Origin of the sequence: Streptomyces sp. NPDC048291 (genome assembly GCF_043201715.1) — a bacterium.
GTDB lineage: Bacteria > Actinomycetota > Actinomycetes > Streptomycetales > Streptomycetaceae > Streptomyces.
This window is the reverse complement of sequence record NZ_JBICZC010000002.1, coordinates 420,250-441,138: the sequence shown is the minus strand read 5'-3', so window position 1 is coordinate 441,138 and position 20,889 is coordinate 420,250. Positions and strand designations below refer to the sequence as shown.

At 72.0% G+C, this 20,889-nt stretch carries 22 protein-coding genes; 14 read left to right on the top strand and 8 right to left on the bottom strand.

What is annotated here, in order from left to right:
• Positions 1-145: 145 nt before the first annotated feature.
• Both ACGF5O_RS06290 and ACGF5O_RS06285 read right to left on the bottom strand, forming a co-directional pair.
• Positions 146-763 carry a hypothetical protein gene (locus ACGF5O_RS06290; protein WP_393808739.1) on the bottom strand — a complete coding sequence of 206 codons (618 nt, stop codon included), beginning with the start codon at positions 761-763 and terminating at the stop codon, positions 146-148.
• A 103-nt stretch (positions 764-866) separates the two neighbouring features.
• The gene (locus ACGF5O_RS06285) at positions 867-2,660 is read right to left on the bottom strand and encodes a glycoside hydrolase family 3 protein (RefSeq protein WP_393808738.1); all 1,794 of its coding nucleotides are present in this window, start codon (positions 2,658-2,660) and stop codon (positions 867-869) included.
• 395 nt (positions 2,661-3,055) lie between these two features.
• Between ACGF5O_RS06285 and aroA the strand changes: the two genes are divergently transcribed.
• Complete coding sequence (aroA, locus tag ACGF5O_RS06280; protein WP_393808737.1) at positions 3,056-4,306, top strand: 3-phosphoshikimate 1-carboxyvinyltransferase; 1,251 nt, start codon at positions 3,056-3,058, stop codon at positions 4,304-4,306.
• A gap of 403 nt (positions 4,307-4,709) precedes the next feature.
• Here the strand turns inward: aroA and ACGF5O_RS06275 are convergent, their stop codons facing one another.
• Both ACGF5O_RS06275 and ACGF5O_RS06270 read right to left on the bottom strand, forming a co-directional pair.
• Positions 4,710-5,510, bottom strand: coding sequence for a sugar phosphate isomerase/epimerase family protein (locus tag ACGF5O_RS06275; RefSeq protein WP_393808736.1), 801 nt, complete (start codon positions 5,508-5,510; stop codon positions 4,710-4,712).
• 17 nt (positions 5,511-5,527) lie between these two features.
• Positions 5,528-6,463, bottom strand: a complete 936-nt coding sequence (locus tag ACGF5O_RS06270; RefSeq protein WP_393808735.1) for a GNAT family N-acetyltransferase — start codon at positions 6,461-6,463, stop codon at positions 5,528-5,530.
• Positions 6,464-6,840: 377 nt separating this feature from the next.
• Here ACGF5O_RS06270 and ACGF5O_RS06265 point away from each other — a divergent pair, with 377 nt between their 5' ends.
• Entirely contained in the window at positions 6,841-7,338 is a 498-nt protein-coding gene (locus ACGF5O_RS06265; protein ID WP_393808734.1) for a hypothetical protein, read from the top strand.
• A 217-nt stretch (positions 7,339-7,555) separates the two neighbouring features.
• On the opposite strand, the gene ACGF5O_RS06260 is transcribed toward ACGF5O_RS06265, so the two are convergent.
• Positions 7,556-8,602: a LacI family DNA-binding transcriptional regulator gene (locus ACGF5O_RS06260; protein WP_393808733.1), complete on the bottom strand. Its 1,047-nt coding sequence runs from the start codon at positions 8,600-8,602 to the stop codon at positions 7,556-7,558.
• Positions 8,603-8,862: 260 nt separating this feature from the next.
• On the opposite strand from ACGF5O_RS06260, the gene ACGF5O_RS06255 reads away from it, so the two are divergent.
• From ACGF5O_RS06255 to ACGF5O_RS06235, 5 genes are all read left to right on the top strand, one after another.
• Positions 8,863-10,020 carry a Gfo/Idh/MocA family protein gene (locus ACGF5O_RS06255; RefSeq protein WP_393808732.1) on the top strand — a complete coding sequence of 386 codons (1,158 nt, stop codon included), beginning with the start codon at positions 8,863-8,865 and terminating at the stop codon, positions 10,018-10,020.
• A 230-nt stretch (positions 10,021-10,250) separates the two neighbouring features.
• Positions 10,251-11,345 carry a dihydrodipicolinate synthase family protein gene (locus ACGF5O_RS06250; protein ID WP_393808980.1) on the top strand — a complete coding sequence of 365 codons (1,095 nt, stop codon included), beginning with the start codon at positions 10,251-10,253 and terminating at the stop codon, positions 11,343-11,345.
• Positions 11,342-12,175: a sugar phosphate isomerase/epimerase family protein gene (locus tag ACGF5O_RS06245; protein WP_393808731.1), complete on the top strand. Its 834-nt coding sequence runs from the start codon at positions 11,342-11,344 to the stop codon at positions 12,173-12,175. Before ACGF5O_RS06250 ends, ACGF5O_RS06245 begins: the two co-directional genes overlap by 4 nt.
• A gap of 91 nt (positions 12,176-12,266) precedes the next feature.
• Entirely contained in the window at positions 12,267-13,670 is a 1,404-nt protein-coding gene (locus tag ACGF5O_RS06240; RefSeq protein ID WP_393808730.1) for an AAA family ATPase, read from the top strand.
• Entirely contained in the window at positions 13,667-14,425 is a 759-nt protein-coding gene (locus ACGF5O_RS06235; protein ID WP_393808729.1) for an HNH endonuclease, read from the top strand. The genes ACGF5O_RS06240 and ACGF5O_RS06235 overlap by 4 nt, the downstream gene beginning before the upstream one ends.
• Here the strand turns inward: ACGF5O_RS06235 and ACGF5O_RS06230 are convergent.
• Both ACGF5O_RS06230 and ACGF5O_RS06225 read right to left on the bottom strand, forming a co-directional pair.
• Positions 14,415-14,624: a DUF397 domain-containing protein gene (locus tag ACGF5O_RS06230; protein WP_393808728.1), complete on the bottom strand. Its 210-nt coding sequence runs from the start codon at positions 14,622-14,624 to the stop codon at positions 14,415-14,417. The genes ACGF5O_RS06235 and ACGF5O_RS06230 overlap by 11 nt on opposite strands.
• Positions 14,611-15,435, bottom strand: a complete 825-nt coding sequence (locus ACGF5O_RS06225; protein ID WP_362582822.1) for a helix-turn-helix transcriptional regulator — start codon at positions 15,433-15,435, stop codon at positions 14,611-14,613. Before ACGF5O_RS06225 ends, ACGF5O_RS06230 begins: the two co-directional genes overlap by 14 nt.
• A gap of 129 nt (positions 15,436-15,564) precedes the next feature.
• Between ACGF5O_RS06225 and ACGF5O_RS06220 the strand changes: the two genes are divergently transcribed.
• The 4 genes from ACGF5O_RS06220 to ACGF5O_RS06205 all read left to right on the top strand — a co-directional run bounded on the left by ACGF5O_RS06220 (position 15,565) and on the right by ACGF5O_RS06205 (position 17,759).
• Complete coding sequence (locus ACGF5O_RS06220; protein WP_393808727.1) at positions 15,565-15,768, top strand: hypothetical protein; 204 nt, start codon at positions 15,565-15,567, stop codon at positions 15,766-15,768.
• Entirely contained in the window at positions 15,765-16,037 is a 273-nt protein-coding gene (locus tag ACGF5O_RS06215) for a hypothetical protein (RefSeq protein WP_393808726.1), read from the top strand. The genes ACGF5O_RS06220 and ACGF5O_RS06215 overlap by 4 nt, the downstream gene beginning before the upstream one ends.
• 46 nt (positions 16,038-16,083) lie before the next feature.
• Positions 16,084-17,175 (top strand): MerR family transcriptional regulator, encoded by a 1,092-nt coding sequence (locus ACGF5O_RS06210; RefSeq protein ID WP_393808725.1) that lies wholly within the window; start codon positions 16,084-16,086, stop codon positions 17,173-17,175.
• Between the two features lie 233 nt (positions 17,176-17,408).
• Complete coding sequence (locus tag ACGF5O_RS06205) at positions 17,409-17,759, top strand: hypothetical protein (protein WP_362582808.1); 351 nt, start codon at positions 17,409-17,411, stop codon at positions 17,757-17,759.
• Between the two features lie 175 nt (positions 17,760-17,934).
• Here the strand turns inward: ACGF5O_RS06205 and ACGF5O_RS06200 are convergent, their stop codons facing one another.
• Entirely contained in the window at positions 17,935-18,147 is a 213-nt protein-coding gene (locus ACGF5O_RS06200) for a hypothetical protein (RefSeq protein ID WP_393808724.1), read from the bottom strand.
• A gap of 242 nt (positions 18,148-18,389) precedes the next feature.
• Here ACGF5O_RS06200 and ACGF5O_RS06195 point away from each other — a divergent pair, with 242 nt between their 5' ends.
• The 3 genes from ACGF5O_RS06195 (at position 18,390) to ACGF5O_RS06185 (ending at position 20,884) form a co-directional block, all read left to right on the top strand.
• Positions 18,390-19,385, top strand: a complete 996-nt coding sequence (locus tag ACGF5O_RS06195; RefSeq protein ID WP_393808723.1) for an ArsR/SmtB family transcription factor — start codon at positions 18,390-18,392, stop codon at positions 19,383-19,385.
• Positions 19,386-19,496: 111 nt separating this feature from the next.
• Complete coding sequence (locus ACGF5O_RS06190; RefSeq protein ID WP_393808722.1) at positions 19,497-19,922, top strand: hypothetical protein; 426 nt, start codon at positions 19,497-19,499, stop codon at positions 19,920-19,922.
• A gap of 80 nt (positions 19,923-20,002) precedes the next feature.
• Positions 20,003-20,884 carry a hypothetical protein gene (locus tag ACGF5O_RS06185; RefSeq protein ID WP_393808721.1) on the top strand — a complete coding sequence of 294 codons (882 nt, stop codon included), beginning with the start codon at positions 20,003-20,005 and terminating at the stop codon, positions 20,882-20,884.
• The last annotated feature ends 5 nt before the right edge of the window (positions 20,885-20,889 follow it).

Below are 20,889 nucleotides of genomic sequence, written 5' to 3'. Positions count from 1 at the left end.
GGCCGCCGCCCCGCGCCTGGCCTTCCAGGCGGCCTTTCCGGTCTGATGGGCATGCAACTGACCAAGCATCAAGATCGGTCGGTTGCCGCGGACTTGGCGTTCTCGCGCTGAATCCGAGGTGGGCTTCCGTGACCGACAGGAGTGTTCACACGCGCCGGGCGCAGCCCACCGGATGCTGCCCGCCCAGTTGGACGTAGAGGGCGGTGGACGGCGGGCAGTCGGCCCGTGAGGTGACCGCTCGCGCCACCCGGTACTGCGGCTTGTGGGTTCCCGAGCCGTCGCAGGCGGTCTCCCGGACCTCGCCGCTGCCCGAGCCGTAGACGCAGTCGCCGACGATCGTGCGCGGCCCGCCGCCCCCGCCCGGGTCACCGGGGTGCGGCGGCTCCAGGTTGCGCATGCAGGCGTAGCCCTGCGGGATCGTTCCGTCGCCGTTCTCGCCGCCGCCCGTGCGCTGGGCGCCGATGTGCAGCACGAAGTCGGTGGTGGCCGGGCACGGCGGACCGCCGGCGACGGTGCCGTCGTAGCGGGCGATCACCCGGGCCGCCGCGCGTTCACCGGAGCAGGGCACCTCGGTGAAGCCGGCGGTCCCGAACGAGCTGCACTCGCCCACCGCGAGGAACCGCGCGCCGTACCCGGGCAGCGCCGGGCTCGCGGTCGACCGCGCGCTGCCCGCCGGCGCCCCGGACGACGACGTCCGGCAGCCGGCCGGCAGCAGCACGACGGCCAGCGCCACCAGAAGCCCCGCCAAACGTCTGCTCCGCATACCGACCCCCCCTGCCAGCGTGGCCCGCGATCACGTTCCGCGTCAGCTGTACGGGAGGCTTTCCGCCCGTTGGGGGTGTTACGCCCGGTTCTGTGGCGTACGTCTAATACGTCAGCCCATGACCGATCGGGTACAGCACCTGCGTCGGATCGTCCGCCCGCTGCACCGGCACCGGCAGCCTGCCGCGCGGTGCCACCCGGCCCGCGATCACCCGTGCCGCGGCCCGCAGTTCGACGTCGGTCCAGGAGTAGGCCGCCAAGCAGGCCCGTACGGAGGGGAGTTGGGCGACATCGTACGGATTGCGCACCGCCACCGCCACCACCGGGACGCCGGTCGCGACCAGCCGTTCCACCAGCTGCCGCTGTCCGCCGCCCGCCGTCACGTTGTACGTCCCGACCACCACCGCGTCCGCCGCCCGCGCCGCCGCGACGGCCCGGTCGACGGTCGCGGGGGAAGGAGCCGTACCCGTGGACAACGCGCTTGCCGTGAAGCCCAGTTCGGTGAGGGCGGCGGCGAGCACGCCGGTCGGCGGGCCCGTCGTACCGGACGGCGCGTCCGGGTCGGCGCCGACCACCAGCACCGTGCCGTGCGTGCGGGGGGAGAGCGGGAGCAGTCCGCCCTCGTTCACCAGCAGCGTGGTGGTGCGCTCGGCGATCCGGTCGGCGGCGGCGAGGTGCTTCGCCGCCCCGACCACCCGGCCGACGTCCTTCGCGTTGACGTACGGCCGGTCCAGCAGCCCCAGCCGGGACTTCAGCCGCAGGATCCGCAGGACCGACTCGTCCAGCCGGGCCTCGGTCAGCTCCCCGTCCCGGACGGCCTTCAGGACGGCGTTCCAGGCGACGTCCAGGGTGGGCGGGTTGAGGAGCTGGTCGACGCCGGCCTTGAGGGCGAGCACGGGCACCCGGTCGTCGCCGTACTTGGTGCGGACCCCCTCCATGCCCAGGGAGTCGGTCACCACGACCCCGTCGTAGCCGAGTTCACCGCGCAGGATGCCGGTGAGGACGGGGTGCGAGAGGGTGGCCGGGTCGCCGGAGCCGTCCAGGGCCGGGAACTGGATGTGCGCGGTCATGACCGAGTCGATGCCGGCCTCGATCGCCGCCCGGAACGGGACCGCGTCCAGCTTCTCCCACAGCTCCCGGCTGTGCGTGATCACCGGGAAGCCGGTGTGGCTGTCGACGGCGGTGTCGCCGTGCCCCGGGAAGTGCTTGGCGGTGGCCGCCACGCCCGCGTCCTGGTACCCCTGCGCCTCCGCGGCCACCAGCGCCCCGACCGCGTCCGGGCCGGCCCCGAAGGACCGTACGCCGATGATCGGGTTGGCCGGGTTCACGTTCACGTCGGCGTCGGGGGAGTAGTCCTGCCGGACGCCCATCGCCCGCAGTTCCGCGCCCGAGAGACGGCCGACGGTACGGGCGTCGGCCCGGGAGCCGCCCGCCCCCAGGGCCATGGCGCCCGGGAAGAGGGTGGCGGGCTTCCCGATCCGGCAGACGGCGCCGTGCTCCTGGTCGGTGGCGATCAGCACGGGCAGGCCGCGCGGCTGCTCCAGCGAGGCGCGCTGGATCCCGTTCGACAGCTCGGCGATCTGCCGCGGGTCCCGGGTGTTGTGCGTCCAGGTGAAGTAGATGATCCCGCCGACCCGGTACTTCCCGATCAGCTCGGCGGCGGTGCGGACGCCGATCTCCTCGAGGTTGGCGTCGATGTCGGCCTGGTCGGGGTCGGTGGCCGAATGCCCGTAGACCCGCATCACGAACAGCTGGCCGACCTTCTCCTCGACCGTCATCCGGGAGATCAGCGCGCGGAGCCTCTTGTCGTCGGAGTCGAGGGCGTTCGCACTGGTGCCGACGGCCAGTCCCGCGGTGACGCCCGCGGTGGCGGCGAGAACGGTACGTCTGGAGGGCACGTGCACTCCTTACGGTGGGGAAATGCACAGTAACCAGAAAGGGGCCGCCATCGGCGCATTGGAGGGGGGCACGTCGATGGCGGCGGGCCGACGGCCGTGGTGCGGCGGAGAGGGTAGGTCAGCGATCGCAGCCAGCAGCGAGTGCCGACACCGCACCACGAAGACTCTTCCGACAGCCTGCGCTTTGGACGGACGGGGCGGGGGGTGGGTTCCCGGGCGACGCCGGATTTCCGTAACTCGGGGGCCGAGGGATCAAAGTGGCGTTGGTGAAGCGCCCCTGAAAGGGGCGCGGGGAACTGCGCGAACAACCCCCACCGGCCCGCACACATCGAACAACCTGTTCCACCCCATGGACAAACGCCTCCCGCCTCCGGGAAACCAGAGATCATCGGCCCATGCCCGCTGTCGCCGTCCCCGGCTCCAAGTCCGTCACCGCCCGCGCCCTCTTCCTCGCGGCCGCCGCCGACGGAGTCACCACCCTCGTCCGCCCCCTCCGCTCCGACGACACCGAGGGCTTCGCCGAGGGCCTGGCCCGGCTCGGCTACCGCGTCGGCCGTACCCGCGACACCTGGCAGGTGGACGGCCGCCCGCAGGGCCCCGCGCTGCCCGAGGCCGAGGTCTACTGCCGGGACGGCGCCACCACCGCCCGCTTCCTGCCCACCCTCGCCGCGGCCGGCCACGGCAGCTACCGCTTCGACGCCTCCGCGCAGATGCGCCGCCGCCCCCTCGCCCCGCTCACCCGCGCCCTGCGCGACCTCGGTGTCGACCTGCGCCACGAGGCGGCCGAGGGCCACCACCCGCTGCGCATCGAGGCGGCCGGGGTCGAGGGCGGCGAGGTGACGCTGGACGCCGGGCAGTCCTCGCAGTACCTCAGCGCCCTGCTGCTGCTCGGCCCGCTCACCCGCAGGGGCCTGCGGATCCGGGTGACGGACCTGGTGTCCGCGCCGTACGTGGAGATCACGATCGCGATGATGCGGTCGTTCGGCGTGGAGGTGGCGCGGGAGGGCGAGGTCTACGTCGTCCCGGCCGGCGGCTACCGGGCCACCACCTACGCGGTGGAGCCCGACGCCTCCACCGCCAGCTACTTCTTCGCCGCGGCGGCCGTGACGGGCCGTGAGGTCACCGTCCCGGGGCTCGGGCGGGGCGCGCTCCAGGGCGACCTGGGGTTCGTGGACGTCCTGCGGCGGATGGGCGCGGACGTCGAGGTCGCCGAAGGCGGCACGACCGTGCGGGGCACCGGCACACTCCGCGGTCTCACCGTCGCCATGCGGGACATCTCCGACACCATGCCCACGCTCGCGGCGATCGCCCCCTTCGCGGACGGCCCGGTCCGCATCGAGGACGTGGCCAACACCCGGGTGAAGGAGTGCGACCGGCTCGACGCCTGCGCGGAGAACCTGCGCCGGCTGGGCATCGAGGTCGCCACGGGCGAGGACTGGATCGAGATCCGGCCCGGCACGCCCGCCCCGGCCGAGATCAAGACCTACGGCGACCACCGCGTCGTGATGTCCTTCGCGGTGACCGGCCTGCGCACGCCCGGGATCTCCTTCGACGACCCGGAGTGCGTGAAGAAGACCTTCCCGGCCTTCCACGAGGCGTTCGGGGAACTGGCCGCCGGGTGGGGGCTCCCGGCCACCGGCGCGTGAGCGCGGGCCATCCCATGACCGCGCGGGACAGCGCGTGACCGCGGGTCAGCCCACGACCGCTGGGGTCAGCCCATGACCGCGCGGGTCAGCCCACGACCGCGCGGGTCAGCCATGACCGGGGCGGTCGGCGCGTGAGCGCGCGGGACAGCGCGTGACCGCGGGAGCCGGCGCGTGGGCGCGCGGGACAGCCCACGACCGCTGGGGTCAGCCCACGACCGCGCGGGTCAGCCCACGACCGCGCGGGTCAGCCATGACCGGGGCGGTCGGCGCGTGAGCGCGCGGGACAGCCCACGACCGCTGGGGTCAGCCCATGACCGCGCGGGTCAGCGCGTGACCGCGCGGGTCAGCGCGTGACCGCGCGGGTCGGCGCGTGACCGCGGCGGTCGGCGCGTGAGTGCGGGGGTCAGGCCGAGTCGTTGAGCAGTCGGGCCAGGTGCTCGCGGCCGGCGGCCAGTAGGCCGGGCAGCGGGGGCGCGGCCTCGTACCAGCGCTTCTCGTACTCCCAGCACAGCCAGCCGTCCCAGCCGTGCCGGGAGAGCACCTCGACGCACTCGGACAGGGGCAGCACCCCGGCACCGAGCGGCAGCGGCGTGGTGTCGTCGGCCGAGGCGATGTCCTTGACCTGGACGTAGCCGAGGTGCGGGGCGAGCGCCGCGAAGCTCTCGGCGGGCTGCTCGCCGCCCAGCCAGGTGTGCATGACGTCCCAGAGCGAGCCGACCATGCGGTGGCCGACCGGGCCGAGGATCCGGATCGCGGCGGCACCGGTGCGGTGCGAGTCGTGGGTCTCGAGCAGGACCCGTACGCCGAGCGCGGCGGCGTCCTCGGCGACCGTGCCGAGCCGCCGGGCGGCGATCGCGTCGGACTCGGCGGCCGGCAGCGCCGGGTCGGCGCCCGGGAAGACGCGGACGTAGGAGGCGCCCAGGTCGTGGGCGAGCTGGAGGAGTTGGCGCGTCTCGTCGAGGACCGGGGCGTCCTCGCCGGGCGCCGCGAGGCGTGCGTACCCGGCGACGCCCAGGACCTCCACCCCGGTCGCCTTGAACTCGGCGGCCACGTCGGAGCGCGCGGCCGGGCCGAGGCCGGGATGCACCGGCTCCTCGGGGTGGGCGCGCAGCTCGACGCCGTGGTAGCCGTGGGCCGTGGCGAGGGCCAGTACCTCCGGCACGGGCAGACCGGGGACCCCGAGGGTGGAGAAGGCGAACTTCATGTCCACCAACCTACTTCTCACTCGCCGGTCGCGTGCAGGTCCAGTCGCCAGTCCTGGCCGACCAGGTCCTTGCCGAAGGAGCGGTGCGGTTTCTCGGCGGTGAGGACGAAGCCGTGCCGCTGGTAGACGCGGCGGGCGGCGGACAGCACGTCGTTGGTCCACAGGACCAGCTCCCGGTAGCCGACCCCGCGCGCGAAGTCGGTCACGGCGGTGACCAGCCGGTCGCCGACGCCGAGCCCGCGGGCCTCCGGCTCGACGAGCAGCAGCCGCAGCCGTGCGGCGCCCGGGGCGTCGTCCCGTACGCACATCACGCAGCCCACCGGCCGCCCGGCCCACTCGGCGATCCAGGTCCGCTCCAGGTGCGGGTCGTGGTCCTCGGCGTAGTCGGCGACGATCCGGGCGACGAGCCCCTCGTAGTCGGCGTTGAAGCCGTACTCGGCCGCGTACAGGGCGGCGTTGCGCTGCACGATCCAGCCCAGGTCGCCGGGGTGCGGCTCGCGCAGCACGACCTCGCCGGAGCCCTCGGGGGCGTGCCCGTCGCCGAGGATCGTGCGGATGGTGCGCATCGCCTCGGCGAGGCGGGCCCGCTCGCCCTGGTCGACGGCGCCCAGCAGCGAGCCGACCGATTCGCGGGCCCGCTCGTCCAGCAGCTCGGCGGCGGACCGGCCGCCCGCGGTGAGGGAGACGCGCCGCCGCCGCGGGTCCTTCTCCGAGGGCGCCCGCTCGACCAGCCCGGCCTCCTCGAACTTGTTGAGGATCCGGCTCAAGTACCCGGCGTCCAGCGCGAGATCGGACCGCAGGTCGGCCGCGTCGGTGTCGGCGGCGTGCGCGAGCTCGTAGAGCACCCGGGCCTCGGTGAGGGTGTACGGGGCGTAGAGGTGGCGGCCGTAGTCGAGGGCGCCGATGAGGTTGGTGTAGAAGCGGTTGAAGGCACGGATGTCCTGGACGGTCATGGCGGGATCCCGATGGTTGACTGAGTCAGAGATATCGCGCCTCCGAGGCTATCCCGCCACCCCGCCCGGCCGGAAGGCGTCGGCCCGAACGGCGGCTCCGCAGGCTTTACTTGTTCTTTTTTGCTTGGTCGAGGTCCTGCTTTTGACTTCGTCGCGCCCGCGCCGTAGGTTTATACACGAACGTCACTTATGTCCGTTTCAACGAGGACGTGACGTGGTCCGCCGGAGAGCCCGGACAGGGTGCGGAGAACCGGCATCGCGGGCGGCGGACGCGCTCAGGGCTGCGCGCAGGCTCTGGAGTGCACGCAGGGCGGCCTGCCCTTGCGACACACGGCGGCCGTCGTCACACAACCACACCCTCGGAGAGGGGCGAAACCATGCGCGCGCACACCACACGTATGAAGAGGGTCGCCATCGCTGCGATTTCGGCACCCATCCTGGCGCTCGGCGCCGGAGCCGGAATCGCCAGTGCGGCCACCCACGCGGCGCCAGACCACGTCGTCTCCTACCAGGACAACGGCGGTGGCGGTGGCGGCGGCGGCCATGGCGGCGGCGGTGGCGGTGGCCACGGCGGCGGCGGTGGCGGCCATGGCGGCGGAGGCTACGGCGGCGGCGGTCACGGCGGCGGCGGCTACGGCGGCGGCGGCTACGGCGGTCGCGGTGGCGGCGGCTACGGCGGCTGGGGCGGCTGGGGCGGCTGGGACGACAACGGCTACGGCGGTCACGGCGGCTACGGCGGCTACGGTGGCGGCGGCTATGGCGGTGGCGGTCACGGTGGTGGCGGCTACGGCGGTGGCGGTCACGGTGGCGGCGGTGGCGGTGGCCATGGTGGCGGCGGTGGCGGTGGCCACGGCGGCGGCGGTGGCGGCCGGTGAGTGACACTCCCTGACAGCGAAGGACGGATCCGGGTGCCCGACCCTCGGGCACCCGGATCCGTGCGTCGAAACAGTTCCCCGCGCCCCTCAGGGGCGCGGGGAACTGCGCGAGCAACCCCCGAAGGCCCGCAGCCGGACCGCGACCGTCGGGACGAGGGGAGGTCGGGGGCACCTGAGCCGCGCCCCCGCTGTCGGGGTTCTCGTCGCCGGTGGGTGGTCAGGTGCGCGGCACCCCCGACGACCCCCGCACCATCAGCTCCCCCCGTACTGTCGCGATCCCGCCCGGCGGCGGCTCCTCGCGCCCCATGGCGATCCGCCCGGCCCGCGCCCCCGCCTCCGCCAGCGGCAACCGCACCGTCGTCAGCGACGGCACCGCGTCGATGCTGAACGGCAGGTCGTCGAAGCCGGCCACCGACACGTCCGCCGGGATCCGCAGCCCCGACTCCCGCAGCGCCGCGCACGCGCCCAGCGCGACCGAGTCGTTCGCCGCCACCACCGCCGTGAGCGAGGGGTCCCGGCGCAGCAGCTCCAGCGTCGCCTCGTACCCCGCCCGCCGGTCGTACCGCCCGTGCACGGTCCAGCGCGGATCCTCCTCGATGCCGGCCTCGGCCAGCGCGGCCCGGTGGCCCTCCAGGCGGTGCCGGGTGGTCGTCCGCTCCTCGGGGCCCGCGATGTAGCCGAGGCGCCGGTGGCCGAGCCCGATGAGGTGCTCGGTCAGCTGCTTGCCGCCGCCGCGGTTGTCGAAGGTCAGCGCCACCGCGTCGGTGTCCGGCGCCGGCGGCCGGCCGCACAGCACCACCCGGGTCCCGGCGTCCGCCAGCTTGCGCAGCTTCGCCGCCACCGCCGCCGCGTGCGGCGCGTTCTCCATGGCACCGCCGGTCAGGATCACCGCCGCCGCCCGCTGCCGCTGCAGCAGGGTCAGGTAGGTCAGCTCCCGCTCAGGCGACCCCCCGGTGTTGCAGGTCACCGCCAGCCGCTCGCCGCCCGCACGCCCGCCGGGACCGCCGATCTCGGCCTGGATCGCGCTCGCCATGATCCCGAAGAACGGGTCCGCGATGTCGTTGACCAGGATGCCGACCAGGTCGGAGGTGGCCGCCGCGAGCGCGCTCGCCGGCCCGTTCAGGACGTAGTCCAGCTCGTCCACCGCCCGCAGCACCCGCTCCCGCGTGGACGCCGCCACGGGGTAGTTGCCGTTCAGTACGCGCGACACCGTCGCGGGCGAGACCTGGGCGCGGGCCGCCACGTCCGCCAGGGTCACCGTCATCTCGTCGTCCTCCGGTCGCGCATTTCGTCGTACGTCGTCGTAGACAGGCTGATCAACCTGATCAGCGGCCCGATCGACAGCTTGCTCATAGGAAGCCCCCTTGCCGTGCAGACCATAAGGCCATTCACTCCTGTTGTTCGCCCCCTCGAACAACTCGACCCCATCACGGTCTTGTACAGACCAGGGGTCAAAGGCTAGCTTCAGACCATATAGAAAGCGCTTGCTGCGTCACTGGGACGCACGCGGACGAAGGGACACACGTGAACCGCAAGACGGTGCGTATCGCCATGAACGGCGTCACCGGGCGCATGGGCTACCGCCAGCACCTCGTCCGCTCGATCCTCGCCCTGCGCGAACAGGGCGGACTCGACCTCGGCGACGGCACGGTGCTGTGGCCGGAACCGGTCCTCGTCGGCCGCCGCGAGCACGCGCTCCGCGAGATCGCCGACCGCCACGGCCTGTCGGACGAGCACATCTCCACGGACCTGTCGGCCGTCCTCGCCGACCCCACCATCGACATCTACTTCGACGCGCAGGTCACCTCCGCCCGCGAGGAGGCCCTCCAGCAGGCCATCGCCGCCGGAAAGCACATCTACACCGAGAAGCCCACGGCCACCGGCCTGGAGGGCGCCCTGGAGCTGGCCCGCCTCGCCCACGCCAAGGGCGTCAAGTCCGGCGTCGTCCAGGACAAGATCTTCCTGCCCGGCCTGCTGAAGCTGAAGCGGCTCATCGACGGCGGCTTCTTCGGCCGGATCCTCTCGGTCCGCGGCGAGTTCGGCTACTGGGTCTTCGAGGGCGACTGGCAGGAGGCCCAGCGCCCGTCCTGGAACTACCGCGCGGAGGACGGCGGCGGCATCGTCGTCGACATGTTCCCGCACTGGGAGTACGTGCTGCACGAGCTGTTCGGCCGCGTGAAGTCCGTCCAGGCCCTCACCGCCACCCACGTCCCGCAGCGCTGGGACGAGAACGGCAAGCCCTACGACGCGACGGCCGACGACGCCGCGTACGGCATCTTCGAGCTCGACGGCGGCGCCGTGGCCCAGATCAACTCCTCCTGGGCGGTCCGCGTCAACCGCGACGAGCTGGTCGAGTTCCAGGTGGACGGCACCGAAGGCTCAGCGGTCGCCGGCCTGCGCAACTGCCGTGCCCAGCACTGCAGCGCGACCCCCAAGCCGGTCTGGAACCCGGACATCCCCGCCACCTACGCCTTCCGCGAGCAGTGGCAGGAGGTCCCCGACAACACCGAGTTCGACAACGGCTTCAAGGCCCAGTGGGAGCTGTTCCTCAAGCACGTCTACGCCGACGCCCCCTACCACTGGGACCTGCTGGCCGGCGCCCGCGGCGTGCAGCTCGCCGAGCTGGGCCTGAAGTCGTCGGCGGAGGGCCGCCGCATCGACGTACCGGAGATCGAGCTGTGACCATCCACCTCCCCGCCCCCGACGGGTCGTTCCGGGTCTACGAGCCGCGCACCGAGCCGCTCGCAGGCACCCCCGGGACACCTGGTAACATTTCCGACGTGCTGAGCGAGAGCCAAGCCAGCGCAACAACTTCTTCACTCGCGGTTCAAAACCGGGCTGGTTCCAACCCGGCTGGTGTAGATCGTGTAAGACCCGCTGGTCCGCAGGGCCACAGGCGACGTGAGCCAGGAATCTCCCTGTCCTCGGCTGGGGGAGGGTTCAACTCCCGTACGGTCTTCTCGGCGGCGCACATTGTCGCCGACCCGTTCGCCGACACCAGCCCGGACGCGCCCGCCGCCGTCGACTGGGATGCCACCCTCGCCTTCCGCCGCCACCTGTGGGCGCACGGCCTGGGCGTCGCCGAGGCGATGGACACCGCCCAGCGCGGCATGGGCCTGGACTGGGCGGGCGCGGCCGAGCTGATCCGCCGCAGCGCCGCCGAGGCCCGTGCCGTCGGCGGCCGGATCGCCTGCGGCGTCGGCACCGACCAGCTCACCGGCCCGGCGACCCTCGCCGAGGTCCGCGCCGCCTACGAGGAGCAGCTCGCCCTCGTCGAGGAGACCGGCGCCCAGGCCATCCTGATGGCCTCCCGGGCGCTCGCGGCGGCCGCCACCGGCCCCGAGGACTACCTCGACGTCTACGGCCACCTGCTGCGCCAGGCCACCGAGCCGGTGGTCCTGCACTGGCTCGGCCCCATGTTCGACCCGGCGCTGGCGGGCTACTGGGGCTCCGCCGACCTCGACACGGCCACCGACACCTTCCTTGAGGTCATCGCCGCCCACCCCGACAAGGTCGACGGCATCAAGGTGTCGCTGCTGGAGGCCGGCCGCGAGATCGACATCCGCCGCCGCCTGCCGCAGGGCGTCCGCTGCTACACCGGCGACGACTTCAACTACCCCGAGCTGATCGCGGGCGACGAGCAGGGCTTCAGCCACGCCCTGCTCGGCATCTTCGACCCGCTGGGACCGCTGGCGGCCGAGGCGGTCCGGATCCTGGACACGGGCGACACGGCGGGCTTCCGCGCCCTCCTCGACCCCACCGTCGAACTCTCCCGCCACCTCTTCCAGACGCCCACCCGCTTCTACAAGACGGGCGTGGTCTTCCTGGCCTGGCTGGCCGGCCACCAGACCCACTTCACGATGGTCGGCGGCCTCCAGTCGGCGCGTTCCCTCCCGCACTTCGCGCGCGCCTACGAACTCGCCGACGGCCTGGGCCTGTTCCCGGACCCCAAACTTGCCGAGGAACGGATGAAGACCCTCCTCGCCCTGTACGGAGCCGCTCGATGACGTCCCTGGACCGCTTCTCGATCAACCAGATGACCGTCAAGCAGCTCTCGCTGCCCGAACTGGCCGACGCCTGCCTGGACCTGGGCGTGCCGGGCGTCGGTCTGTGGCGTGAGCCGGTCCGGTCCTACGGCCTCGACGCGACCGCCAAACTGCTGCGCGGGGCGGGCCTGACCGTCACCACCCTGTGCCGCGGCGGCTTCTTCACGGCCATCGACCCGGACGAGCGGGCCGCCGCGCTCGCCGACAACCGGCGGGCGATCGAGGAGGCCGCGACCCTCGGCACGGACACCCTCGTCCTGGTCTCCGGCGGCCTCCCTGCGGGCTCGAAGGACCTGCACGGCGCCCGTGAACGCATCGCCGACGCCCTCGCCGAACTCGGCCCCTACGCCGAAGAGCACGGCGTCCGCCTCGCCATCGAGCCCCTGCACCCCATGTTCGCCTCGGACCGCTGCGTGGTCTCCACCCTCACCCAGGCCCTGGACCTCGCGGAACGCTTCCCGGCCCACCAGGTCGGCGTCACCGTCGACACGTACCACATCTGGTGGGACGACCAGGCACCCGCACAGATCGCCCGGGCCGGCGCGGGCGGCCGCATCCACACCTTCCAGCTCGCCGACTGGACCACCCCGCTGCCGGAGGGCGTCCTCAACGGCCGCGGCCAGATCGGCGACGGCGCGATCGACATGCGCGAGTGGCAGGGCTACGTGGAGGCGGCCGGCTACACCGGCCCCATCGAGGTCGAACTCTTCAACGACGGCCTGTGGGCGCGCGACGGACGGGAGGTGCTCGCCGAGACCGCGAAGCGGTTCGTGGCGCACACGGCGGACTGACGGGTCGGTGGCCTGCCCGTTTCCCGCACTGCCGGGCAGGCCACGGCCCTAGGATCGGGTGTGACACCCGAGCGAACGGACGCCGACGACCATGTACGTCAGCCGGATCATCGTGAAGGACATCAAGTCCTTCCACGGCCCCCGCGAAGTCGACCTCACGCTGACCCGCCCCGACGGAAGTCACGCTGGATGGACGGTGCTCGCGGGGCGCAACGGCTCGGGCAAGACGACGCTGCTGCGGGCGATGGCGCTGGCGCTCAGCGGGCCGGGGGTGGCCCGCAGTCTGGTGCCGGTGTTCGAGAACTGGGTGAGTGAGCAGAGCACGGCGGGTGAGGTCGAGGTCGAGATCAGCCGGGACACGGGGCACGACCGCTTCTCGCAGGGCCGCCCGCCCGCCGGTCCCTTCCGGGCCGGGTTGCGTTGGAAAACGCCCCGCGACGGCTTCGCGGGCAGGGTTCCGGTCCGCCGGGGTACCCCCCTGCCCGGACTCGACGAGATCAAGTACACCAGAGGGCAGACGAGCATCGCCCGCCGTGGTCCGTGGGCGGACAATCCCGCGGGCTGGTTCTCCGCGGCCTACGGGCCGTTCCGGCGGATGGCCGGCGGCTCGGGCGAGGTACAGCGGCTGATGCTGGCGTCGGGGCCCGTGGCCAGGCACACGAGCCTCTTCCATGAGGACGCCTCACTCGCCGAGGGGGTCACCTGGCTGATCGAGCAGCATCTGCGCGGGCTGGAGGGCAGATGGGGTGCGCGGGAGCTGAAGGCGTTCGCTCTGCTGCTGCTCGGAGACGGGCTGCTGCCGGACGGGTACCGGATCAACGACGTCGACTCGGAGGGGCTGTGGGTGGAGCGGCGGGACAGCCGCTTCCCGCTGCGGGAGATGAGCGACGGGTTCCGTACGGTGGCGGCGCTTGTCGTCGACATCCTCAAGCAACTGCACGACGTGTTCGGTGAGCACATGTGGGAGCCCGACTTCCGGGAGGGCGGATTCGGGTCGGCTACGGTGACGGCCCCCGGCGTCGTCATCATCGACGAGATCGACGCCCATCTGCACGTGTCCTGGCAGCGCCGGATCGGCCCCTGGCTGACCGCCCACTTCCCGCGTATCCAGTTCATCGTCACCACGCACAGCCCCTACATCTGCCAGGCGGCCGACCCCGGCGGCCTGATCCGGCTGCCCGGCGTGGACGAGGCCCGCCCGCCCGAGGTCATCGACCAGGAGCTGTACGACCGGGTGGTGTACGGCAGCGGCGACGACGCCGTCCTCTCCGACCTCTTCGGTCTCGACACGCCCTACTCCGAGCGGGCCGAGCAGGCGAGGGCCGAGTTCGTGGAGCTGGAGGCGGAGATCTACGACGGGGTCCCGTCGGCGGAGTCCCTCGCGCGCTACCGGGAGCTCAAGGAACGGCTCGCCAGCTCGCCGTCGGCCCGTCTGGACGAGATGGGCGCGCACCTCCACCGGATCGCGGAGGAGATCAAGGACGAGAGGGAGTGATCCGGCTTCGGCGTGCCGTCTTGCAGGCGGCCACGATGGAACGGCTGCGGGACTACACCGACGACATCAGGCAGCGGGCCACGGAGCAGGAACGCAAGGACAGGGCGAAGGAACTCTGGGCGAACCGCCGACAGGTCCGCCCCGAACTCGCCAAGGGGCTGGCGGAGATGGCTCCGGGCCACGAGCGCTGCATGTACTGCGGCGACGGCCAGGGCACGGACATCGACCACTTCGAGCCGAAGAGCCTCGCTCCGCTGCGCACCTTCGACTGGCTCAACCATGTGCTCGCCTGCTCGTTCTGCAACAGCAACCAGAAGCGGAGCCGTTTTCCGGTCGCGGCCGACGGCAGCCCCCTGCTCGTCGACCCGACGGCCGAGGACCCCCTGGACCACCTGCGGCTGGTGCTCCCGCTGGGCACGTACCGGGGCCTGACCGACCGGGGACGGGCCTGCATCGAGGTGTTCGGCCTCAATAGAGCGGTCCTGGTCAAGGGGCGCACGGACGCCTACTCGACGGCCACGGACTCCGTCGAGCTGTGGCGCATAGCCATGGACAGGGGACAGCACGACAAGGCGACGCGGATCGTCCGGGTCGCCTGGAACCGCCCCCTCATCGATGTGCTCGTCGCCATGTTCCACCAGTCCGGCCACCCGGCGGCCGATGCCCTGTTCGTGGCGGAGGAGGAGACCCTCGCCCTCCTCCGCGACCCCGAACTGCGCACCGCTTTCCTGCACTTCCGGGGCGTCAGCTACTGAGATGCCCGTCCCGCACGGCCCCTACGAACGCGGCCCAGCCGCCCGCCGAGAACACCAGCGCGGGGCCGGTGGAACCGGCCTTGCTGTCGCGCACGGGGACGGTGGCGTGACCGCGGGCGATCTCCAGGCAGTCGTCGTTGGTGCCACCGCTGTAGCTGGACTTGTACCACCCGGTGGCGATGGGCTCACTGCTGGCCATGTGCGTGTTCCTCCGCTGCCGCTCTGACGACGGCAAGTGACTGCTGGTGCGACAACGCGTCGCTCAAGGCCAGAGCGTAGGCCGTCTGGCTGGCACTCACCAGCGCCGGATCGTCCATCAGGTTGCCGGTGAGAAAGCCTTCGACGTAGGCCACAGGGGCGGAGTCCTCAAAGCTCATGAGCGTGAGGTAGCTCTGCAGGAGAGCGTGTGCTCCGACACCGTACGGAAGCACATGAAGCCGTAGTCGCCCCGCCTCGGCCATGTCCGCGATCTTGTGCAACTGTACGGCCATGACCTGGGCGCCGCCGACGTGGCGCCGCAACACCGACTCGTCGAGTAGCGTCCAGATGACCGGCTGGTCGGGGCCGTCGAGGATTCGGCGGCGTTTTGTTCGGTTGACGAGGAACCCGTCAAGTTCCTCAGCCACATAGGTCGGCCGGTACGCGCGGAAGAGTGCACTTGCGTAGTCCTCGGTCTGGAACACGCCGGGAACCAACGACAGCGCGAACTGCTGGATCACCGTCGCCTGTTGCTCCAGCTCGGCCACGGCCGCGAAATAGTCGTTGTACTTCGAGTCCAGGTCCTGCAGCCACCGTTCGAAGAACCCGTCCGTCTTGATGGCCCGGTCGATCCGGCGCGCGTCATCCGGCTTCGGCAGCCGCCGCCCCGCCTCGAAGTGACTGATCAGCGTGGGCGAGCACACGACCAGTTCGCCCAGTTCCTCCTGGGTGAGACCGGCGGTCGTCCGCCGCAGCCTCAGCTCCTCCCCGTACTTCTCCCGTTGCGTCCGAGGCTTCTGGCGCTCGCTCATGCGGCCAACTCCCGTTCCTGACAAAGGCTCTGTCAAGTCCCCGCCCCTGGAAGCGTAGCCACTCCCGACCCCACTCTGTGAGGGAATCGCCACACAGTGAAGTCACCGCAGGTGAGAAAGCAGGTCGGCATGACGCATCTCCTGTCCCGGCTGGTCGAGCCGTTGCTCCGGTTCCTCCTGCCCGCTCGCGGGCGACGGCGCCGCAGGGCGGTCGTGCCGCTCGCGTACACATACCCGTACTCGTGCCCGTACGTCGGCCGTGAAGCCCCCTTGCGCGGCGAGGACAGCCCGCTCGTCCGGCCTTATCTCGACCACGTGGAGATCTACGCGTGAGCGGGCGTCTGCTTCCGTGGACCGGTGCGGACGGCAAGCCGGGGTATCTCGTGGGCGACGGGACGGGATACGTCTCCCGGCTCGCCGACCGGATCGAGAGTGTGCACCTCGCTATGGCGGACGACCTGCTCGACCACGCGGCCGAACTCCTCGCCGAGCAGCGGCTGACCGCCGAGGAACTCCGTTACCTGGCCCGGCGGCTGAGCGAATCGCTGCGGGACGTGAAGCGTGTCGCCGAGAGCAGGGGCGCGCGGCTGCCGCGTGGTTGACCCTCGACCTTGTGCAGGGCCCAGAGTGCCGGGTGTGGAGAACGACATGCGCAGCATCGGGGAGCTGGCCCGTGACAGCGGCCTGGGCGTGAGTGCCCTGCGGTTCTACGACCGGGCCGGTGTGCTGGTCCCGGCCTGGGTGGATCCGGTGAGCGGTTATCGCTGGTACGAGCCGGAGCAGTTGGAGGAGGCCCGGCTGCTGGCCCGGCTGCGCCGGGCCGGGATGCCGCTGGCGGACATCCGGCTGGTGCTGGCCAGTTGGTCCGGCGCGGACACCGATCTGGTCCGGGAGCTCTTCAAAGCACACCTGCGCCGTCTCGAACTGGGGCTGTCCGACGCCCGCAGCGAGTTCTCCGCGCTCCGCGCACTACTCGATCACCGGGAGAACGTCATGACCTCGCTCCGTATCCCCGCCGTCCGGCTGTCCGTCGCCGCGCCGGAACTGGCAGCCGCGCTGGACGCGGTCCGTTTCGCGGTGAGCACCGACCCCGCACTGCCGATGCTCGGCGGTGTGCTGTTCGACGTCCAGGGCGAGAGCCTGCGTGTCGTGGCCACCGACCGGTACCGAATGGCGTTCGCACGGGTCGGCGTCGCCGGGCATGACGGGGGCCGGGTGCAGGCCGTCGTGCCCAGCGCGCTCGCCGACGCGATGCGAGCGCTGTCGGACGGCGAGGGGCCGGTGCGACTCTCGCTCGACGGTGACCGCGTGACGTTGGAGGCCGGGGACAGGCAGACGGCCGGCCGGTGTCTCGCCCACGAGTTCCCCGACTACCACCGTCTCCTGCCCCGGGCCGGTGGCCGCCGCGCGGTCGTCGAGGTGGCGGCCTTCCGGCGGGCCCTGGAGACGGGGCCCGTCCGCTCCGGGGAGGCCGGGGCGCCCGATCTCAGCGTGCTCGGGGTGGCGGACGACGGCGCGGTGACCCTCTGCGCCGATGCCGACGGGGCCGATGCCGGTGAAGACCCGAACCGCGTCGCCGTCAACCGCGAGTTCCTGCTGGCCGCGCTTGCCGCGCTGGCCTCCGGGGCCCGCGACCGGCTGGTTCTGGAGTTCGGCGTGCCCACCGCGCCGATCACGATCCGCCGACCCGACGACGAGAGCGCCTTCTCGCTTCTGATGCCGGTCCGGCTGGAGGGCTGACGGCACCTGTGTGAGGACTTCTTCACACAGGTCTTTTTTATATTCCCTGTTCACGGGTTACGGCCTTTTTCAATTTGCTGTGTTTCACCTGTCAGTTCAGGTTTTTTCCATTCGGTCGGAACCGCGCCCTGCCTGCTCGTGTCTATAGGATTCGAGTCAGCCGCAAGGGCGAGTAAATGGCCCGGGATTGCGGTTGGAAAAGGCAATTGATAACCAAGGAGTTCTCTGTGAACATGCGTATCGCCACCGTCGCCGTGGCCTCCGCCGCCCTTGTCGCCGCCGGTGCCACCGCCGCTGTCGCCGCCCCGGCCCCGGCTCCCTCCATCACCCTCAAGGCGAGCGCCGGCACCGTCCGCCTGGGCGATGTCGTCACCTTCACCGGCAAGGTCGACGGCGTCAAGGAGGGCAGCAAGGTGACCCTCCAGGTCAAGGACGGCAAGAAGTGGGTGTCGCTGCCCGCGACCGCGAAGGTCTCCAAGGCGGCCTACAAGCTGACCGACAAGTTCGACAAGAAGGGCGTCGAGGTTCTGCGCGTCAAGGACGGCAGCGCCGTCTCCAAGAACGTGTCCGTCACGGTCCGCTGAATCCGCCCGCGGCGCGCCGCGGCTGAATAGTCGGTTTCCCCTGGCCGGCTTCCCCGAGAGCCTGCCCCACCCCGTCCGATCCGGGGTGGGGCAGGTGTCGTCGGGACGCCTGCGCGTTCGTCGAATCCTACGGATCCTATGGACCGCCTGTCTTCGCGGTTGCCTTAGATTGTCGTTAATTGGCGTGCCCGGAGTGCCAGTGGGTGTTCACGACCAGGGCGAGTCCACCGGTGTGCGCGGGGTTCCAGACCGCGGTCTCCCCGGCATGGCCGACGAACCCGCTGTCGATCAGGGCGGGGCGGCGTCCGTGCAGGAGCGGGATGTTGGCGTCGGGGAACGGCCGCTGCCACCACGTCATCCGGGACGGCAGCGCCGGCTGCGGGCTCACTGCGCGGGGCCGTGCCGTCATCCGTCGCGAAAAAATCTTCAACCCGCGTACAACCCTCCCCCCACCCCGCCGGTCTACTTGGCGTCAGGGCTTTCGGAGGGGGATCCGGGGGGATCGCGGGGGTTCTGATACGGAGGGGAAAGCCGAGGGGGTTCGGTCGACGGACCGGGCCCCCTCGAATCGGTCCCGGGGCGCGATGTCCCGGGGGCACGGAAGCGTCGCAGTCGACTACGGGGGTTCTCGTGCTGCGCATCCATTTCACGCCGCGGGACCTGGCCCGTGTCCGGGTGGCGAGCGCCCCCGACCCGCTCTGGGAGATCGCCTGCAGCCTGCACCGATTGCAGACCTCACGGGGCCGCTGGGCGTACGCCGACTGGTACCGCGAGACCCGGACCACCCTGGCCGGCACCCGGCTCGGCACGGCCGTCCGCCGGCTCCTGGTCCCCGTGCTGCCCCGGGCCCGCTACCTGCCCGACTTCCTCACCCCGCACGAGGCCGCCGACGGCCTGGACCGCGGGCTCGCCGCGATCGTCGACACCCCGCCCGACCGCGTCGCCCACGAGATCGGGCTGCTGGACCGGTCCAGCGGCGCCCCCGACTGGGCGTCCCGGCTGCCGGAACGCGAGGCCCGCGAGGACCTGGCCGGACTCCTGCGCGCCTACCACGAGGCGGTCGTCGCGCCCTACGAGAACCGCATCCTCGCCACGGTCGCCGCGGAACGCGCCCTGCGCGGCCGGGACGCCCTCGCCGCCGGCGTCGACGGACTCCTCACCGGCCTGTCACCCGCCATCCGCTGGCACCCGCCGGTCCTGCACGTCGACTACGTCGAGGACCGCGACCTGCACCTGGCCGGCCGCGGACTGCGCCTGGTCCCCTCCTACTTCTGCTGGCAGTCACCGGTCTCGATGGCCGACGACACCCTCCAGCCGCTGCTGGTCTACCCCGTGCACGGCGTCCGCCGCCCCGTCCCCGAACGCCCGCCGGACGCCTCGCTCGCGGCCCTGCTGGGCCGGACCCGGGCGGCTGCCCTGCGCTCCCTCGCACTCGGCGCGACCACCTCCGAACTGGCCAGGTTCCTGGGGGTGTCGGTGCCCACGGCCACCCACCACACCACCGTGCTGCGCGACGCCGGCCTGGTCCACAGCCACCGTCACCACAACACGGTGCTGCACACCCTCACCCCACTGGGCGCCGCGCTGCTCCGGCCGGCCTCCCGGCCCGCGCCGCCGGAACCGTGAATTCCGGCGTGCGGCACGGGACTTTAGAACACCCTCGAAGGAAGTGGTCCCCGAGGGGCCCGTTCTGCGAGCGTTCCGGGAGACCGAGCCACTCCAATCCATGGGGGAAACATGAGGAAGGCCATCGCCGCGGGCGCGCTCGCACTCGTCTCCGCCGCCGGCTGTCTGGTACTCGCACCCGCCGCGTCCGCCTCGGCGAACGCGTGTGTGGTCACGTCGCTGGCGACCGGGCCCCGCGACGGCGTCGGGAACACGGCGCTGAAGTCGGCGACCAGCAGCTGCAGCGATCTCAACCTCACCAAAGCGGTCAATCTTGTCTATTCGGGCGACCTGCCTTCGGACTCCGACTCCTACGCCGGCCGTCTCTACTACACCTCCACCAAGACCTGGAAGACCTGCAGCGCGGGTTACCTCTGGGCCGCGGACGGCAGCTATGCCGTCGACAAGAAGGTCCTGTGCTCCGACGTGAAGGACAACGCGAAGTTCACGGTGGTGAGCTACAACAACCAAGGCGACTACGTCGAGATCACACACTGAACCTGTTCCGGCTCCAGGGGTGCCGTGGGCCCGAGCGGACCGCGGCACCCCTCCTCCCGCAGGCAGGACCCGTGACCCGGATGTTCCGTTCGCCACGCCGCGCACTCACCGCCGCCGCCCTCGCGCTGCTCACCACTGCCGCCGCCACCTCCTGTACGGCCGCCCCGGCCGCGCAGTCCGCCTCCGGCCCGCGTGCGGTCACCGTGACCCCGGCCCGGCTCGGCGACATCCTGCCGGCCGATCCCGTGCGCATGGTCCTGCCCGCGACCGGCGCGGAGTCCCGCTGGACGCAAGGGCTGGACGTGTTCGTGCGGCAGGTGGAGCAGGCCGCGGCGGCCTCCTGCGCCCGTGAGCGCGGCTTCACCCTGCCCGCCTCGGACCCCGCCGCCTTCATCCGCTTCTCCGAACTCCCCGACCTGGACTTCATCGCCCGTCACGGCACCAGCGAGAGCGCCACCGTGCCCGCTTTGTCGGCGGGCCCCGCCCCCGCCCGGAGCGGAACCGCGGCCGGGGTACGAGCCTGCCTCGCCCGGGGGAAGACGGCCGCCGGGGCCCTGCGCGACCGCTACGCCGACGTGCAGGGGCAGTGGTTCGGCACGGTCACCTCACTACGCCGGGATCCTGCCACCGTCCGCGCCCTGCACACCCTGCCGGACTGCTTCGCCCGGTACGGCATCGAGGCCCGCGACGAACTGGACTACTTCGCCCTCGCCGACCAGCTGATGCAGACCGCTGACGCGAGTGAACTTCCATTAAAGGAAAGGGAGTTGGGCCGAATCTACGCAGCCTGCATGCGCCCCGTCGAGGCGGTGCGCGAACCTGCCCGCGCCAAGCTGCGCACCCGTTTCCTCGCGGCCCCCGAACACGCCGATGCCGTCCACGCGCTGCGCACCACCCTCGTCCCGGCCCTGCGGGCGGCGGAGAAGCGGTACGGCGTGCCGCTGGTGTTCCCGGAACCGTAGCCGCG